Source organism: Rhodococcus sp. BP-316 (assembly GCF_019836105.1).
In the GTDB taxonomy this organism is placed as follows: Bacteria; Actinomycetota; Actinomycetes; order Mycobacteriales; family Mycobacteriaceae; genus Rhodococcoides.
The window spans coordinates 1-17,108 of the sequence record NZ_JABUEE010000005.1; the positions used below are offsets into that span (position 1 = coordinate 1).

The 17,108-nt window shown below is 69.0% G+C and carries 13 protein-coding genes and 1 rRNA gene; all 14 read right to left on the reverse strand.

Annotated elements, in window-relative coordinates:
• Nucleotides 1-110: ribosomal RNA gene (locus tag HQ312_RS10835) — 16S ribosomal RNA — on the reverse strand; the annotation flags it as partial.
• Nucleotides 111-644: 534 nt separating this feature from the next.
• Nucleotides 645-1,913 carry a tyrosine--tRNA ligase gene (gene tyrS / locus HQ312_RS10840; RefSeq protein WP_222638610.1) on the reverse strand — a complete coding sequence of 423 codons (1,269 nt, stop codon included), beginning with the start codon at nt 1,911-1,913 and terminating at the stop codon, nt 645-647.
• A gap of 44 nt (nt 1,914-1,957) precedes the next feature.
• The gene (locus HQ312_RS10845) at nt 1,958-2,605 is read right to left on the reverse strand and encodes a DNA-3-methyladenine glycosylase (protein ID WP_222638611.1); all 648 of its coding nucleotides are present in this window, start codon (nt 2,603-2,605) and stop codon (nt 1,958-1,960) included.
• A 31-nt stretch (nt 2,606-2,636) separates the two neighbouring features.
• The gene (locus HQ312_RS10850) at nt 2,637-2,861 is read right to left on the reverse strand and encodes a Trm112 family protein (RefSeq protein ID WP_027506733.1); all 225 of its coding nucleotides are present in this window, start codon (nt 2,859-2,861) and stop codon (nt 2,637-2,639) included.
• A gap of 49 nt (nt 2,862-2,910) precedes the next feature.
• Complete coding sequence (locus HQ312_RS10855) at nt 2,911-5,868, reverse strand: AMP-binding protein (RefSeq protein WP_222638612.1); 2,958 nt, start codon at nt 5,866-5,868, stop codon at nt 2,911-2,913.
• A gap of 109 nt (nt 5,869-5,977) precedes the next feature.
• Nucleotides 5,978-7,405 carry an argininosuccinate lyase gene (argH, locus tag HQ312_RS10860; protein WP_027506735.1) on the reverse strand — a complete coding sequence of 476 codons (1,428 nt, stop codon included), beginning with the start codon at nt 7,403-7,405 and terminating at the stop codon, nt 5,978-5,980.
• The gene (locus HQ312_RS10865; RefSeq protein ID WP_222638613.1) at nt 7,402-8,628 is read right to left on the reverse strand and encodes an argininosuccinate synthase; all 1,227 of its coding nucleotides are present in this window, start codon (nt 8,626-8,628) and stop codon (nt 7,402-7,404) included. The genes argH and HQ312_RS10865 overlap by 4 nt, the downstream gene beginning before the upstream one ends.
• A gap of 53 nt (nt 8,629-8,681) precedes the next feature.
• Nucleotides 8,682-9,185, reverse strand: a complete 504-nt coding sequence (locus HQ312_RS10870) for an arginine repressor (protein ID WP_027506737.1) — start codon at nt 9,183-9,185, stop codon at nt 8,682-8,684.
• Complete coding sequence (gene argF / locus HQ312_RS10875; protein ID WP_222638614.1) at nt 9,182-10,129, reverse strand: ornithine carbamoyltransferase; 948 nt, start codon at nt 10,127-10,129, stop codon at nt 9,182-9,184. The genes HQ312_RS10870 and argF overlap by 4 nt, the downstream gene beginning before the upstream one ends.
• Entirely contained in the window at nt 10,126-11,334 is a 1,209-nt protein-coding gene (locus tag HQ312_RS10880; RefSeq protein ID WP_056447982.1) for an acetylornithine transaminase, read from the reverse strand. Before HQ312_RS10880 ends, argF begins: the two co-directional genes overlap by 4 nt.
• The gene (gene argB, locus HQ312_RS10885) at nt 11,331-12,233 is read right to left on the reverse strand and encodes an acetylglutamate kinase (protein WP_027506740.1); all 903 of its coding nucleotides are present in this window, start codon (nt 12,231-12,233) and stop codon (nt 11,331-11,333) included. The genes HQ312_RS10880 and argB overlap by 4 nt, the downstream gene beginning before the upstream one ends.
• Entirely contained in the window at nt 12,230-13,471 is a 1,242-nt protein-coding gene (argJ, locus tag HQ312_RS10890) for a bifunctional glutamate N-acetyltransferase/amino-acid acetyltransferase ArgJ (RefSeq protein ID WP_222638615.1), read from the reverse strand. Before argJ ends, argB begins: the two co-directional genes overlap by 4 nt.
• Nucleotides 13,468-14,526, reverse strand: coding sequence for an N-acetyl-gamma-glutamyl-phosphate reductase (argC, locus tag HQ312_RS10895; RefSeq protein ID WP_222638616.1), 1,059 nt, complete (start codon nt 14,524-14,526; stop codon nt 13,468-13,470). The genes argJ and argC overlap by 4 nt, the downstream gene beginning before the upstream one ends.
• A 48-nt stretch (nt 14,527-14,574) precedes the next feature.
• Nucleotides 14,575-17,076, reverse strand: a complete 2,502-nt coding sequence (gene pheT, locus HQ312_RS10900; protein ID WP_222638617.1) for a phenylalanine--tRNA ligase subunit beta — start codon at nt 17,074-17,076, stop codon at nt 14,575-14,577.
• Nucleotides 17,077-17,108 lie beyond the last annotated feature (32 nt).

The window sequence follows — 17,108 nt, forward strand, 5'->3', positions numbered from 1 at the left end:
TTACTCACCCGTTCGCCACTCGTGTACCCCGAAGGGCCTTACCGTTCGACTTGCATGTGTTAAGCACGCCGCCAGCGTTCGTCCTGAGCCAGGATCAAACTCTCCGTTGAAGACTCTTATCAACCCCCGGCTAGAAACCAGGAAGCCAATGAAAACTAGAGAGCCAAATCCAGCAATAAAACTCACGCCAGCAATAACTCCATTGCTGACAAAAAAGAACCGGTCCCTCCCCGACGGGAAGAAGGAGAAGAACCAGCAAACCAAAACAAAATATTGGCACTGACATTCATCGACACACTGTTGAGTTCTCAAAGAACACGCACACACCACCACCACCCACACGAAGCAGGAGGATCCGGGGCAACCGTTCCAGCCTAACCAGCCGCACGGAGCCGAGTCAAGACTCGAACTCTTCGGTGACCAGGATGTCAGATGATCTACGGAGCCGGTGATCGAGGCCTTGCGGTCTCGGTCCGTGTCCGTGTCGCTCTGACTCGACAAAAGTTACGCGACGGATAACAGTGCGTCAAATCCGCAGGTCGGCCACACGACGGGCTCGCGACCATGCAGGTCAGCGCGCCGCTCCGGCGCCTCGCGGGCCTTCGAGTGCTCGAACCCCGACTGTGACCCCGCGCACGCGTGGCTCACACCGAGCGCCGTACGCCGGCCATGTTCTTCTTACCCCGACGCAGCACCAGCCACTCACCGTGCAGGAAGTCGTCCGCGGAGGGAGTCCAGTCCTCGGCAGCGATCTTCTGGTTGTTGACCGACACTCCCCCCTCCTTCACCACACGACGGGCGGCGCCCTTCGACTCGCACAGCGACGTGTCGACAAGAAGGTCGACGATCGTACGCTCCTCCCCTGCCGGCAGCTCGGCGACGTCGGTCTCCGACAGCGCGGCCGACAGTGTCCCCGCGTCCAGGTCGCGAAGCTCTCCCCGGCCGAACAGGGCGGAGCTGGCAAGTTCGACGGCCGCGGTGTTGTCCGCGCCGTGCACCAGCGTCGTCATCTCCGCCGCCAGTCGCTTCTGCGCCGCGCGGGCCTGGGGTCGTTCTGCCGTCGCCGCCTCGAGTTCCGTCAGCTCGTCACGATCGAGGAACGTGAACCAGCGCAGGTACTTCACGACGTCGGCGTCGGCCGTGTTCACGAAGTACTGGTACCAGGCGTACGGCGACGTCATCTCGGGGTCGAGCCACAGGCTTCCGCCACCGGTGGACTTACCGAACTTCGTGCCGTCCGCCGCAGTGACCAGAGGAACGGTCAGCCCGTGCACGGCGTCGCCGTCCATACGTCGGGTGAGATCGATGCCCGCGACGATGTTGCCCCACTGATCCGATCCGCCGACCTGCAAGGTGCATCCGTGCTGCCGATGCAGGTGCAGGTAGTCCTGCGCTTGCAACAACATGTAGCTGAACTCGGTGTAGGACATCCCGTCCGATTCGAGGCGCTTCTTCACCGTGTCCCGCGCCAACATCACGTTGACGGAGAAGTGCTTGCCGATGTCGCGGAGGAAGTCGATGGCCGACAGCGACGCGGTCCAGTCGAGGTTGTTCGCGATGACCGCAGCGCCGGCACCCTCGAAGTCGACGAAGCGAGAGAGCTGACCCTTGATGCGATCGGCCCACTCGGCCACCGTGTCGCTCGAGTTCATGACGCGTTCGCCGACGTCACGCGGATCACCGATGAGTCCGGTGGCTCCGCCGGCCAGCACGATCGGACGATGACCCGCACGCTGGAAACGTGACAGGACCAGCAGCGGAACGAGGTGCCCTGCGTGCAAGCTCGGTCCCGTCGGATCGAATCCCGCGTAGAGGGTGATCGGGCCGTCCGCGGTGGTCGCCGCTGTCAGTGCCTCGATGTCTGTCGACTGGGCTATCAGTCCACGCCAGGTCAGGTCCTCGATGATGCTCACACCGCTGATTCTTTCGCATGCACGCACGTCACCCGACGGCGCCCTCAGGCCTGAGTACCGGGCTCCCCGGCGGGGTCTGTCGGAGCTCGCGGGTTCCGTCGATAGGCAGACACGGCCACCGAGGGAATCCAGAAACGCCACGGACGGTCGGGAGCGGTGGACACGCCGACACGAGGACCTGACTGTACCGGTGACGCCGTCTCGTCCGACAGCGTCACCGACACTTCCGCGCTCTCGGCGAAGACACGAACACCGTTGTGGGCCAACGACAGTGCGAGAACACTCCCGACGTTGCCAGGTCCGCGCGCCATACCGAACTCCGGTGCGCGGGGCCTCCGCGTCCTGGCGACCGCGAGACCGTCGACGACCTCACCCGCGCGGATCAGGACGGCGCCGGCCGTTCCGTCAGGACCACAGACGATGTTCGCGCACAGATGCATCCCGTAGCTGAGATAGACGTACAGGCGACCGGGCGGCCCGAACATGACCGAGTTGCGCGGTGTGGGGCCTCGGAACGAGTGCGCCGCGGGGTCGGGCCAGGGTCCGCCGGGATCTCCGCCGTACGCCTCCACCTCGACGATGCGCAGCGTGACGCCGGCGCAGGTCAGACTGGCGCCGAGCAGACGCGTCGCCGCGTCGACGGGAGTCGCGGACCCGAGAAGTCGTTCGGACGGCAGTACGGGGCCGGTCATGTCGGCGATCGACGAGTCGCAGTCGCTCCCGTCACTCCGCGATCGGAGCGGGCGCGGTCGCCCGAGCCAGAATGTCCTCGTGCTCGGCGTCGGTGGCGTCACGCGCATCGTCGATGAGCAGCACCGGAATGCCGTTCTCGATGGGGTAGACACGGCGCAGCCGGGGGTTGTAGAGCAGCTCGTCCTGGATCAGCAGAAGCGGACCCTTGTCCTGCGGGCAGGCGAGAATGCTGTGCAAGCGAGCATCGACGCTCAAGAGGACTCCTCGTTCCGTCGTCGCGTCGGTCTTCCGACGCGGTCTCACCCTACTGATGCGCGGTGAAGCGCTCCGCCGCCACTGCCTTCGTCATGCGCTTGTACTCGCCGGACGTCGACGCCAGATACCAGGTCTTGACCCCCGGACCGGGCAGTCCGGCAGCGCGCAGCGTGTCGTCGAGTGGTCGGAACGCGCGGCTCAGCGGGATGTCTGCGACCACGTGCACGACGTCGGGTCGCTCGGCCGGATCCAACACCGACAGCGCATCCGACACCATCGACGCCGTGAGGTTCTGACCCGCCCGCACGGTCACCGCGCACACCGACCACTGGTCACCGTGCTCCCCGATGCCGTACGCCACGGCCAGGTCCACCGGCTCCGCCTCGCCGATCGCGTCGGCTATCGGCTGCGGGTAGACGGGTCCGCGCGCGGTGGTGATCACCGAGCGCTTGTGCCCGAGCAACCAGTAGTCACCGCCCTCGTCCCGACGGAACAGCAGGTTGGTCGGAGTCCACACGTCGCCGGCACTGAAGACACCACGCATGAACGCGCCGCTGGAGTCGTCCAGTCCGGGGCGGCCGAGCAACAGGCCGGGTTCGCCGGTCTCGCAGTGTCGGACGAATCCCTGCTCGTCCACGAGGTACCGACCCGAGACGGCGTCGTATGCCGCGAGTTCCACCCGTGCACTGCCCGGCAGCGGGCGACCCTTTGCCCCGATCTTCGTTCCCGCCACGTTCGCGAGGACGACGTCGCCCTCGGTGGACGCGTAGAACTCGAGTACCCGCGCAGGTGCCAGTCGTTCGAGCGTGTGCCGCCACAGGTTGGTGGGCATGCCCGATCCGATGAGGAGCCGTACGGCGTGCTGTCCTCGGTGCGGAAGGGACTCCGACGTCAGGATGTCCCGCATCATGGTCCACGTGTAGGACACGACCGTGACGCCGTAGCGCTGCACCTCGTCCGCGAAGCGCTCGGGCTCGACACCGCGCGACAGCGCGATGCGGGACCCGCCCGCCAACGCGCCGCCCACCGCCACGAGCAGTCCGGCCGAATGGTGCAGCGGCGCCAGGCAGTACACGGTGTCGCCGCGGGACAGACCTGCGGAGCTGGCCGTACCGAAGGCCGACAGAGCCCAGCGGTAGTTGGTGATGAACTTGGCGTCCAGAGTGTCGTCGTTCCCGCTGAACAGCACGAAGGCGAGTTCCCGTGCGCGCCCGGGGTTGGGGACGTACCACCCCGGCAACTCCACCGTCGACGGGTCGACCTGCTCGAGATCCACGACCAGGTCGGAGTCCTCGATGTCGAGCGAGCGGGACTCGCCGCCGCCCAGGACCAGCACGTCCAGTCCGTGGTCGACGGATCCGGACAGATTGTCGGGGTCGACGATCAGCAGTTCGACGCGCCCGAGTCGCAGCGACGCCGAGAGATCGCTGGTGGGCTGCAGCATGACGGCCACCGCACCGATGCGGGACAGTGCGGCGACGGCGGCGAGTGCGCTCGGACGTGTCTCCATCAGCACGCCGACGTGCATCGCGGGGCGTACACCGTTGACGATCAGGCCGCGCACCACGTTGTCGATGCGCTGGTCCACGGCGGCGTAGGAGTACACACGGTCGTCGAACACGAAGCACTCACCGGCACTCGCGCGCCGAGCCTGCTCACCGAGCAGACGACCGAGGGAGACCTGCGAATGAGGTTGCAGCTGGCCGAGTCTGGCGAGACGGGGCAGTGTGCGAGCGGCCTCGGACGAGATCTCACGAGACCCCTTCACGGCCCCGGCCGCCGCCGAGGCGATGCCGCGACCGAGACCCAGGCCGACCTCGGCGATGGTGGCCGCGGTGTGGACGAGACGATTTCCCACCGACACGCCGCTCTCCGAGGCCGGGTGCTCGTCGTACCCCATGGCGTGCACCTCGACCGGCCGCGGCCCCAGGCCCTCGCGCCACCGGATCCACCCCGCCGTGCTCGGCCACGTCTGCGTGGCCGCGGTGCTCCCCACCACCAGTCCGAAGTGCCCGGCGCGGAGCCCTGCTTCGTACACCTTGGCCCGCGGAGCCGCCTTGCGGATGCCGCGCACCGCGAGCGGTTGGCCGATGTCGTCGACCTCCCCCACGAACGCGAGGATCGGCATGGTCAGTTCCGCGAGCGAGACGACCTTGCCGCGGATGGAGAACCCACCCGTCATCATGCGGTTGTGCACGACGAACTGCGTCAACAGTTCCGCGACCGCCGGGCCCGACCAGGCGACCCACCCGTCCATCGCGAGGAACCGGCGCTGGGACTCGCGGGGCAGGAGCGCGTCCCGGTCGTGGAGCTGGAGCAGGAAGTCGATGCGCGACTTGACGGTCTTGGCCGGGTCGAGCAACTGGAACCCGGTGCGGGCCATCCAGTCGGTCACCGCGAGACGCGTGAACACGTGCTCGGCGAGGAACTCGGCACCCTTGGTGGCCACGTTCGCCGGGATCCCGAGAGGGAGCGCCGCGAGGGTGTCCACCGGACTGCCGAACGTGATGATGCTGGCGATGTCGCGACTCGAGCGGTACGCGGCGGCCTGGTAACAGAACATGCCGCCCTGCGAGTACCCACCGAGATGGACCTCGCGACCCGTCCGCTCGGCGACGATGTCGATGATCTCGCTGATCGCGACGATGTGGTCCGCCAGCGTCCGGTTCCACCCGCCCTCCTCGGTGGCCGGCGAACCGAAGTCGACCACCCAGGGGTCCATCCCCGCCTCGTGCAGGATGCCGACGCCGCCCTGGTCGCGGGTGACGTCGTAGACGTCGGCCGACATCATCATCGGCGGTACGAGCACGACGGGCGGACCCGTCTGCTCGGACTCCGGGAAGTACCGACGCAGCCGGTACATTCGATCGCGCGCGACCACCGAGAAGGGAGACGGAACGGCATCCGTCTCGAGTCCCCCGAGACGGATGACCTCGAGCCCGTTCTGCGCCGTGGCGACCACACGCCGCAACGACGTCGCGACCGACCCGGTGTCGATTCCCAGCAACTGCACTCCTCGAAGGCGGCATCGATTCGGTCGGTGTGGTCCACGACTCGTCGACCGATGAGGACACAGCGTCTCACACCACTCCGACCGCTCGGATCGGGTCGTCCCGTCAGGCCGTGATCCACGTCCTGAGCTCGCCCGCGGTGCGCTGGACCACGATGATCTGCTCCGCCACCCGCGCGGGCGCGGTACCGCCGCGGCTGTCCCGCGAGCCGATGGATCCGTCGACGGTGAGCACCGAGCGGACCTCCGGTGTGAGCGCCGGGTCGATCGTCGCGAACTCCTCGTCGGTCAGTTCGTCCAGACCCACACCGCGCGACTCCGCACGTCGCACGCAGTCGCCTGCCACCTCGTGGGCGTGCCGGAACGGCACACCGTTGCGGACGAGCCACTCGGCGATGTCCGTCGCCAGCGTGAATCCCGCCGGCGCCAGCTCGCGCAGCCGGTCGGTGTGGAAGGTGAGGGTGGACACCAACCCGGTCAGGGCGGGCAGAAGCATCTCGAGCTGGAGCACCGAGTCGAAGACGGGCTCCTTGTCCTCCTGCAGATCACGGTTGTACGCGAGGGGCTGAGCCTTGAGCGTCGCGAGCAGACCGGTGAGATTGCCGATCAGTCGCCCGGTCTTGCCGCGCGTGAGCTCCGCGACGTCCGGGTTCTTCTTCTGCGGCATGATCGAACTGCCCGTCGACCATGCGTCGGCGAGTGTCACGTAGCCGTACTCCGGGGTGCTCCACGACACGATCTCCTCGGCGAGACGCGACAGGTCCACGGCAGTCATGGCCAGGACGAACGCCGCCTCGGCGGCGAAGTCGCGCGAACTCGTCGCGTCGATCGAGTTCTCCGCGGAACCGTCGAACCCGAGCTCCGCGGCGATCTTCTCCGGGTCGAGTCCCAGCGACGAGCCCGCCAGGGCGCCCGAACCGTAGGGCGACACCGCGGCGCGGCCGTCGAAGTCCCGGAAGCGCTGCACGTCCCGCAGCAGCGGATGGGTGTGTGCGAGCAGATGATGCGCGAGCAGGACCGGCTGCGCGGCCTGCGAGTGCGTCTTGCCCGGCATCGCCGCGTCGGGATGTGCCTGCGCCTGCGCGGTGAGGGCCTCGACCACGTCCAGCACGCCCGCCGACACCCGCCGCACCGCGTCCCGCAGCCACATCCGGAACAGGGTCGCGACCTGGTCGTTGCGCGACCTGCCGGCGCGCAACCTGCCACCGAGCTCGGGTCCGACCCGGTCGATCAGCCCGCGCTCGAGGGCGCCGTGCACGTCCTCGTCGGACTCGGCGGGACCGAACGCACCCGAGTCGACGTCGGCGGCGAGCTGATCGAGGCCGGTGAGCATCGCCTCGAGATCGCCCGCCGTCAGCAGGCCGGCCGAGTTGAGCACGCGTGCGTGAGCCTTGGAGGCACGGACGTCGTACGGGGCGAGCACCCAGTCGAAGTGGGTCGACTTGCTCAGCGCCGCCATGGCTTCCGCGGGACCCGACGCGAAGCGCCCACCCCACAGAGCGCCCGCGTTGGTGCCGTGAGCGGGTGACGTCACAGGTCCGACTGTCCCTGCGCCGCCACCGCGCCACGGTCACGGCTGGCGGCGATCTTGGACGACAGGCCGTGCAGCTGCACGAAGCCCTTGGCCGACGACTGATCGAAGGTGTCGCCCGCGTCGTAGGTCGCGAGGTTGAAGTCGTACAGCGACTCCCCGCTGCGACGACCGTTCACGACGACGGTGCCGGCGTGCAGCACCAGGCGGATCTCGCCGGACACGTGCTCCTGGGTGTGCTGGACGAAGGTGTCGAGTGCACCCTTGAGCGGCGAGAACCACAGGCCGTCGTAGACCTGCTCGGCCCACTTCTGGTCCGTGTGCCGCTTGTAGCGGCCGAGCTCGCGTTCGAGGGTGACGTGCTCGAGCTCCTCGTGGGCACGGATCAGGACCATGGCGCCGGGAGCCTCGTAGACCTCGCGGCTCTTGATGCCGACGAGCCGGTCCTCGACCACGTCGAGGCGGCCGACACCCTGCTTGCCCGCACGGGTGTTCAGTTCCTGGATCGCCTGCAGCACCGACACCGGGCGGCCGTCGATGGCGGTCGGGCGTCCCTTGTCGAATGTGATGACCAGCTCGTCCGGCGCGTTGAAGTTGGCCGTCGGATCCTCGGTGTAGTCGTAGACGTCCTTGGTCGGGGCGTTCCACAGATCCTCGAGGAACCCGGTCTCCACGGCGCGACCCCACACGTTCTGGTCGATCGAGAACGGCGACTTCTTGGTGACGTTGATGGGGATGCTGTTCTCCTCGGCGAAGGCGATGGCCTTCTCGCGGGTCCAGGCGTAGTCGCGCACGGGGGCCAGCACCTCGAGCTCGGGCGCGAGCGTGTTGAAGCCGACCTCGAAGCGCACCTGGTCGTTGCCCTTGCCGGTGCAGCCGTGAGCGACGACGGTGCCGCCGTGCGAGCGCGCGTTCTCGACGAGGTGCTTGACGATGAGGGGACGGCTGATGGCCGACACCAGCGGGTAGCGGTCCATGTAGAGGGCGTTCGACTGGATGGTCGGCAGGCAGTACTCGTCCGCGAACTCGTCCCGAGCGTCGACGACGACGGCTTCGACGGCGCCGCAGTCGAGTGCGCGCTGCCGGATGACCTCCATGTCCTCGCCACCCTGGCCGAGGTCGATCGCCACGGCGACCACCTCCTTGCCGGTCTCGCGGCCGATCCAGCTGATGGCGACAGAGGTGTCGAGACCGCCGGAGTAGGCGAGGATGACGCGTTCGGCCATGGGGTGTGTGCTCCTTCGTGTGATTCGGACGTTCTGGGATTCGGACTGGTGGTTCAGCGCGCGAGATTCTCGATGCGGTCGGCGAGCTCGCGTCCGGACAGCGGATCGCGGGCGATCACGAAGATGGTGTCATCCCCCGCGACCGTTCCCACAATCTCGGGCAGTGCCGCGCGGTCCAGTGCACTGGCGAGATAGTGCGCGGCTCCGGGCGGCGTGCGGAGAACGGCCATCGTGGAGCTGGCGTCGGTGGAGACGAGCAACTCGCCGAGCAGCCGGGAGAGCCGGTCGGTGCCGCCCGCGACCCCTCGGACCGGGCTGCCGTCCTCGGGAACGACGTAGACGCCCGCACCGCCGTCGGCGGCGCGAAGTTTGACGGCGCCCAACTCGTCGAGATCGCGGGAGAGAGTGGCCTGGGTGGCCTCGATCCCCTCCGCCGCGAGCAGCGACTGGAGTTCCTGCTGCGATCGGACCTGGTGGGTGGAGAGCAGGGCCACGACGCGCGCCTGGCGCCCGGCGCGCGTCGACGACGTCACCGGGCCCTGCGACTCGGCGGTCACGGCGTCCGTCGTCCCGATGCCGCCTGCTCGAGCAGCCACACCAGGACGGCCTTCTGTGCGTGCAACCGGTTCTCGGCTTCGTCCCACACGACGCTGCGAGGGCCGTCGAGCACCGTGTCGCTGATCTCCTCGCCGCGGTGGGCCGGGAGGCAGTGCAGGACGAGTGCCTGCGAGTCGGCACGATCGAGCAGCGACTCGTTGATCTGGAACGGGCGGAGGGGTCCGACGCGGTCCAGGCCGTCGTTCTCCTGTCCCATCGACGTCCACGTGTCGGTGACCAGCACGTCGGCTCCGGTCGCGGCGGCGATCGGATCGTTCGTGACGGTCACGCTCGCTCCCGTCCGCTCACCGCGCTCCTGCGTGGCCGCCAGCACCGACGGGTCCGGCACGAAGCCCTCCGGGGCGGCGATCGTGACGTCGACGCCGGCGGTGACGGCGCCGAGCATGAGGGAGTGCGCCATGTTGTTGGCACCGTCGCCGAAGTACGAGAGGCGCAGACCTCTCAACGATCCCTTGCGCTCGGCGAGCGTCTGGAGATCGGCCAGCACCTGGCAGGGGTGGAAATCGTCGGACAGCGCGTTGACGATGGGCACGCTCGCCCCCGTCGCCATCTGCTCGAGGCGCTTCTGCCCGAACGTGCGCCACACGACGGCGTCGACGTAGCGGGACAGCACGCGCCCGGTGTCCTGCAGCGTCTCCTCGCGTCCGAGCTGCGTGCTGCGGCCGTCGACGACCACTGCGTGGCCGCCGAGCTGCGCGATGCCCATCTCGAACGAGAAGCGGGTGCGCGTCGAGTTCTTCTCGAAGATGACGCCGACGCCGCGCGGACCCTCCAGCGGGCGCCGCGAGAACGGTGCCTTCTTGAGTTCGGCTGCGAGAGCGAGGATCTCGGCCTGCTCCTCGGGGGAGAGATCGTCGTCTCGAAGGAAGTGCCGCAGTGTCACGAGGTCGCCTCTGCTGTCGGCCGCGCCTCGTCGAGGACCGCGGGAAGTGCACGGACGAACGATGCTGCCTGCTCGTCCGTGATGATCAGGGGCGGCGCCAGACGCAGGACGTTCGCCTGCGCCGCGTTCACCAGGAAGCCAGCGTGGCGGGCCGCGGTCTCGACATCGGCCGCCACCGGCTCGGTGAGGACGATGCCCAGCAGAAGGCCCGCACCCCGTACGTGATCGACGAGGGGATGTCCGAGCGCCTCGATGTCGTGTCGCAGGATCTTGCCCAGCCGGTCGGCGTGCGAGAGCAGATCCTCGGACGCGAGAGTGCGCAGCACGGCCAGGGCCGCCGCCGAACACACCGGGTTGCCACCGAACGTGGTCCCGTGCTTTCCCGGGGTGAGCATGGCGGCTGCCGGGCCGATGCCGATGCAGGCGCCGATGGGCAGTCCCCCGCCTAGCCCCTTCGCGAGGGTGATGACGTCCGGGACGATGCCGAACCGCTGATGGGCGTAGAACCACCCCGTACGACCGATGCCCGTCTGGACCTCGTCGAGGATCAGCAGGGCGCCGTGGCGCGCGGTGATCTCGCGCGCTGCGGGCAGATAGCCCTCCGGCGGGACGACGACTCCGCCCTCACCCATGATCGGTTCGAGGAAGACGGCGGCCGTGTTCTCGTCGACCGCCGCCTCGAGCGCGGCGATGTCGCCGTAGGGAACGTGCGACACACCGGCGGGCATGGGCTCGAACGGAGCCCGCTTGTCCGCCTGCCCCGTGAGCGCGAGGGCTCCCATGGTCCGACCGTGGAACGCGTTCTCCGCCGCGATGATGTTCGGTCGACCCGTGAGACGCGCGATCTTGAAGGCGGCCTCGTTGGCCTCGGTGCCGGAGTTGCAGAGGAACACCCGAGCATCGCCGCCGGCCGCGTGACCGAGGTGCTCGAGGAGGTGCTCCGCCAGTTCGATCGACGGCGGCGCCGCGTAGAGGTTGGACGTGTGGCCCAGCGTCGTCAGCTGGGCGGAGACCGCCTCGACGACGGCAGGATGTCCGTGGCCGAGGATGTTGACCGCGATCCCGGCGAGGAGATCGAGGTACTCCTTGCCGTCGGCGTCCGTCACCACGGCTCCCGAACCGCCGACCAGCGCCACGCGCGGCACGCCGTAGTTGTTCATCAGCGCATTCGAGAAGCGTTGCTGCAGTTGCTCCGTGCTGGTCATGCCCGTCCTCTCGTACTGCCGTCGTGCACCATCGTGCCGATGCCCTCGCCGGTGAACAGTTCCAGGAGCACGGAGTGCTCGAGTCGACCGTCGATGACATGGGCGCTGGGAACTCCCCCGCGCACCGCGCGCAGACACGCCTCCATCTTGGGGACCATGCCGGCGTCCAGGCCGGGCAGCAGTTCGGCGAGGACGTCCGCCTCGATCTCCGAGACGAGCGACCCGCGGTCCGGCCAGTTCGTGTAGAGCCCCTCGACGTCGGTGAGGACGACGAGCTTCTGCGCGCCGAGCGCCTCCGCGAGGGCCGCGGCCGCGGTGTCCGCATTGATGTTGTGCACGACGCCGTCCGCGTCGGGAGCGATGGTCGAGACGACCGGGATGCGCCCGGCCTCGATGAGGTCGTGCACCGCTGCGGGATTCACCGTCGTCACGTCCCCCACCAGACCGATGTCGGTGGCGACACCGTCGACGGTCACGGTCCGTCGAGTCGCCGTGAACAGGTGCGCGTCCTCGCCGGAGATGCCGACAGCGTAGGGGCCGTGCGCGTTGATCAGTCCGACCAGCTCGCGACCTACCTGCCCGAACAGGACCATGCGCACGACGTCCATCACCTCGGGCGTCGTCACGCGGAAGCCGCCGCGGAACTCCCCCACCAGTCCGAGTCGAGTGAGCATGGCGGTGATTTGGGGACCGCCGCCGTGCACGACCACCGGGTGGATACCGACGGTGCGCAGGAACGCCATGTCGGCCGCGAACGCGGCCTTGAGTCGATCGTCGATCATGGCGTTGCCGCCGTACTTGACCACGACGACCTTGCCCGTCCACTGCTGGAGCCACGGGAGGGCGCCGGCGAGGATGCGTGCGGTGTCGTGTGCGGACACGGGCTCGGACGACGTCATGACGAGTACGCCGAGTTCTCTTCGACGTAGGCGTGCGACAGATCCGTGGTCCTGATCGACGCCGACGCGGAGCCGACACCGAGGTCCACCTCGACCGTGATGTCGACGGCCGAGAGATCGACCTCACGAGCGCCGGGCACACCCATGCTGTCGACGCACACGGGATCGCCGTTGAACGACACGACGATGCGATCGGGATCGAGCAAGACCGGCGCGATACCCACAGCGGCGAGAACGCGGCCCCAGTTGGGATCGGAGCCGAACAGCGCCGTCTTGACGAGGGAATCGCGTGCGATGGTTCGCGCCGCCACGAGTGCGTCCTGTTCGGACTCGGCACCATCGACCCTGACGATGATCCGCTTGGTCACGCCCTCCGCATCGGCCATCAGCTGATCCGCGAGGTCGTCGCACACCGCGAGGACAGCGGCGTCGAGTTCCCCCTGTGTCGCCTCGATGCCGCTGGCACCGGACGCGAGGAGCAGCACCGTGTCGTTCGTGGAGGTCGCGCCGTCCACGTCGAGTCGGTCGAAGGACTGTGCCGTCGCGTGCCGGAGGGCGCGATCGAGCTGATCGGCGCTCGCCACCGCGTCCGTGGTGACGACACACAGCATCGTCGCCAGCGAGGGCGCCAGCATGCCGGCGCCCTTGGCCATGCCGCCCACGTTCCAGCCGTTCTCGTGGTGGATCGCGGCCTGCTTCGGCCGGGTGTCGGTCGTCATGATCGCGTAGGCCGCATCGGTGCCGCCCGAGATGCCTCCGGCGAGCTCGTGCACCACCTCGGTGACACCGCCGAGCACCTTGTCCATGGGCAACCGGTCGCCGATCAGTCCGGTCGAACACACGGCGATCTCGCCGGCGCCCGTCTCGGTTCCCCAGTCGCTGAGGGTCGATGCGAGGTGCTCGGCGGTACGGTGCGTGTCCTGGAATCCGGGCGCGCCGGTGCAGGCGTTGGCGCCGCCCGAGTTCAGGACGACGGCGCGGAGCCGACCGGAGGTCAGCACCTGCTGCGACCACAGGACGGGCGCAGCCTTGATCTTGTTCAGGGTGAAGACACCGGCCGCTGCCAGATCGGGGCCCTCGTTGACCACGAGGGCGACGTCGAGGCCCCCCTTGGCCCGGAGACCGGCCTCGACCCCGGCGGCCCGGAATCCCGCTGCCGACGTCACACCCTGTGTGCGGACGAGAACCCCGGGAGCGCGCGTGGGGGCGCCGGGAGAGGACTGGCTGTGGTCGGTCATGGTGCTGTTCCCACCGTGGAGAGTCCGGCGCTCTCGGGGAGTCCGAGAGCGATGTTCATCGACTGCACCGCGGCACCGGCGGTGCCCTTCGTCAGATTGTCGATGGCGGCGAGGACCACCAGCAAGCCCGCGTCCTCGTCGACCGCCACCTGCAGGTGGACCGCGTTGGACCCGAGCACCGACCCCGTCTGCGGCAGCTGCCCCTCCGGGAGAAGGTGAAGGAAAGGTTCGTCGGCGCAGTACTTCTCGTAGACCGCACGCGCCTCGGAGGCCGACACTGTCGTCGGAGCGGTGCACGTCGCCAGGATGCCGCGCGGCATCGGAGCCAGCACAGGAGTGAACGACACGATCACGTCGGTGCCGGCGATGGCGGAGAGGTTCTGCGTGATCTCCGGCGTGTGGCGATGCGCGCCGGCGATGCCGTAGGCACGGACCGACCCCATGACCTCGGAACCCAGCAGGTCCGGCTTCGCCGCGCGACCGGCGCCGGAGGTGCCGCTCACGGCCACCACGGTCACGCGGGGCTCGACCATGCCGGCAGCGAACGCGGGCGCCAGAGCCAGCGACGAGGCGGTGGGATAACACCCCGGGACCGCGATGCGCGTCGCTCCGACCAGGGCGTCCCGACCACCGGGCAACTCGGGCATGCCGTAGGGCCAGTGTCCGGCGTGCTCCCCGCCGTACCAGCGATCCCAGGCGGCGGCGTCGGTCAACCGGAAGTCGGCACCGCAGTCGATGATCAGCGTGGAGTCCGACAGCTGTTCGGCGAGGGCGGCTGACTTCCCGTGCGGGAGCCCGAGGAACACGACGTCGTGCCCCTTCAGGGCCGCGGCGTCCGTGTCCACCAGCACGCGGTCCGCGAGCGGAACGAGATGCGGATGGTGTTGCCCCAGCGTGGTTCCGGCGTTTCCACCGGCCGTCAGGGCGCCGATGGTCATCCGGCCGTCGAGCACTGCCGGGTGTCCGAGCAGCAGACGCAGGATCTCGCCACCCGCGTAGCCACTGGCGCCCGCGACGGCCACCCGGGTGCCCGTCGATGTCGATGCACTGTCCATACGATGATTATGCATGACGGTGCAAGCTCATTCAAAAGCGGCGCACCGTCAGTGTCGGAGTTCGGCTCCCACCGCCGTCGCCGCTGCCGCGACGGCGGCATCGCGAGCGGCACTCGCCTCGTCCTCGGTCAACGTACGGTCGGCCGCTCGGAACCGCAGGGCGAAAGCCAGCGACTTCCGGCCGGCACCGACCTGATCGCCGGAGAACACGTCGAAGACACGAATGTCCTCGAGGAGTGGGCCCGCCCCCGACACCAGAGCCGACTGCACGGCGGCGGCCGGGACGGACTCGTCGACGACGACCGCGACGTCCTGCAGCACGGCGGGGAACGGCGAGATGGACGGCGACGGCAGCGGCTCGCGGGTGGGAACGCGATCGAGGTCGATCTCCACCGCGCAGGTCCGCGGCGGCAGACCGGCGCGCTCGAGGACACCGGGATGCAGCTCACCCGCGTGCCCGACCACGACACCGTCGACAACGACTTCGGCACACCGGCCCGGATGCCACGGAAGGTACTGGGCGGACCGGAGTTCCACCTCGACACCGGACGCGCTCGCGATCGTCCTCGCTGCGCTGAAGGCATCGGTGGCGTCGGCAGGACGGCCGGCGCCCCACGGCCCGGGTGCCGTCACCGCACCGGTCAGGACGACGGCGGCGTGCAGCGGCTGCACCGGCAACGACTGCTTCAGAGCGTCGATCTCGTCCTCGGTGGGACGACGGTCGACGGCGAGCGCATCGATCGGGCGCGTGCCCTCGCCCGGTTCGACGACCTGCGCGACGGCGAACAGCGCCAGATCCCGCTGTCCGCGCGAGACGTTGCGCTGGGCGATCTCCAGGAGACCGGGGACGAGAGTGGTCGCCAGTTCGGGTCGGTCCGCCTCCAACGGATTGAGCACCCGCGTGGTCACCCGGCGCGGATCGTCCGCGTCGAGTCCCCAGACGTCGAAGACCCCGGCCGGCAGGAACACGGGCGCGAGGACCTCGACGTGCCCCGTGTAGGCCAGTGCCCGACCCACCGCCCGGCGACGACGCTGGGCGGCGGTGAGTCCGCGGCCCGCGGGAGCGTGCGGCAGGACGGACGGAATGGACTCCAGTCCCTCGAGTCGCAGCACCTCCTCGACCAGGTCGGCGGCCTGACGAAGGTCGGGACGCCACGTCGGCGGCGTCACGACGGCCACCCCGCGCCCGGCCTCGGACACGTCCACGACGACCTCGCACCCGACCTGGGTGAGGCGGCGCACCGCGGTTCCGCTCGGATAGGTCACACCCGCCACCCGGTCCGGCAGGTCGAGATCCATGGTCACGGTGTCGGACACCGTCGGTGCACCGATGTCGGTGAGCAGCGGCTCCACCCGGCCGCCCGCGATCGAGGCCAGCAGTGCGGCGGCACGGTCGAGCGCGCGCACCGGGAGAGCGGAGTCCACCACTCGTTCGTAGCGACGGCTCGCCTCACTGGGCAGCCGGTGACGGCGCGCGGTGCGGAACACGGCGAGCGGGCTCCAGATGGCCGCCTCGAGCAGGATGTCGGTGGTCTCGTCGCCCACCTCGGTGGACGCGCCACCCATGACACCGGCCAACGACACCACGCCGGACTCGTCCGCGATGACGACGTCCTCCGGGTCGAGGGTGCGCACGGTGTTGTCGAGGGTGCGGAGCGTCTCCCCCGCCTCGGCCCGGCGGACCACCAACCCGCCCGACAGCGCGGAGGCGTCGAACGCGTGGAGCGGTTGGCCCAGTTCGAGCATGACGTAGTTGGTGACGTCGACCGCGGGCGAGATGGGTCGCACCCCGGACAGCAGCAGCCGCCGCTGGATCGTCCAGGGGGTCACCGCGGCCGGATCGATGCCCACGACGCGGCGCGCGGCGAAACGGGTGGCACCCGACTCGGAACGGACGTCGACGGGCCACGCCTCGCCCTCGGAGGCGGCCGCGGACACGACTGGCTGCGGGGCGTCGGCGGGATCGACGAAGCCCAGGTCGAAACCGCACGCCAGTTCGCGGCCGAGACCGCGCACGCTCAGGGCGTATCCGCGATCGGGCGTCACATTGACGTCGAACACGGTGTCGTCCATGCCCAGAACGGCGAGTGCGTCGTCGCCGGGCACGGCCGTGCCGGCAGGCAGCACGAGAATGCCGGAGTGATCCGAACCGATACCGAGCTCGGACACCGAGCAGATCATGCCGTCGGACGTGCGCCCGTACGTGGACCGCGCGGCGATGGCGAACCCGCCGGGCAGAACACTGCCGGGAAGTGCGGCCACGATGAGGTCGCCCTCCGCGAAGTTCCTTGCACCGCAAACGATTCCGCAGGGCTCAGCCTCGCCCACCTCGACCAGGCAGAAGCGGATCGGCTTCTTGAACTCGGTCAACTCCTCGATGGACTGCACACGGCCGACGACCAACGGGCCCGTGATCTCCGGAAGGGGGATGACGTCCTCGATCTCGAAGCCTACGGACACGAACCCCGCGTCGAGCTCGTCAGCAGTGACGCTCCACTCGGGAGCGGCCTTCCGGACGACCTCGGTCAACCAGGACTGGGGCACTCGCACGACTTCTCCACTCTCTCTGTCTGAATGCTTGT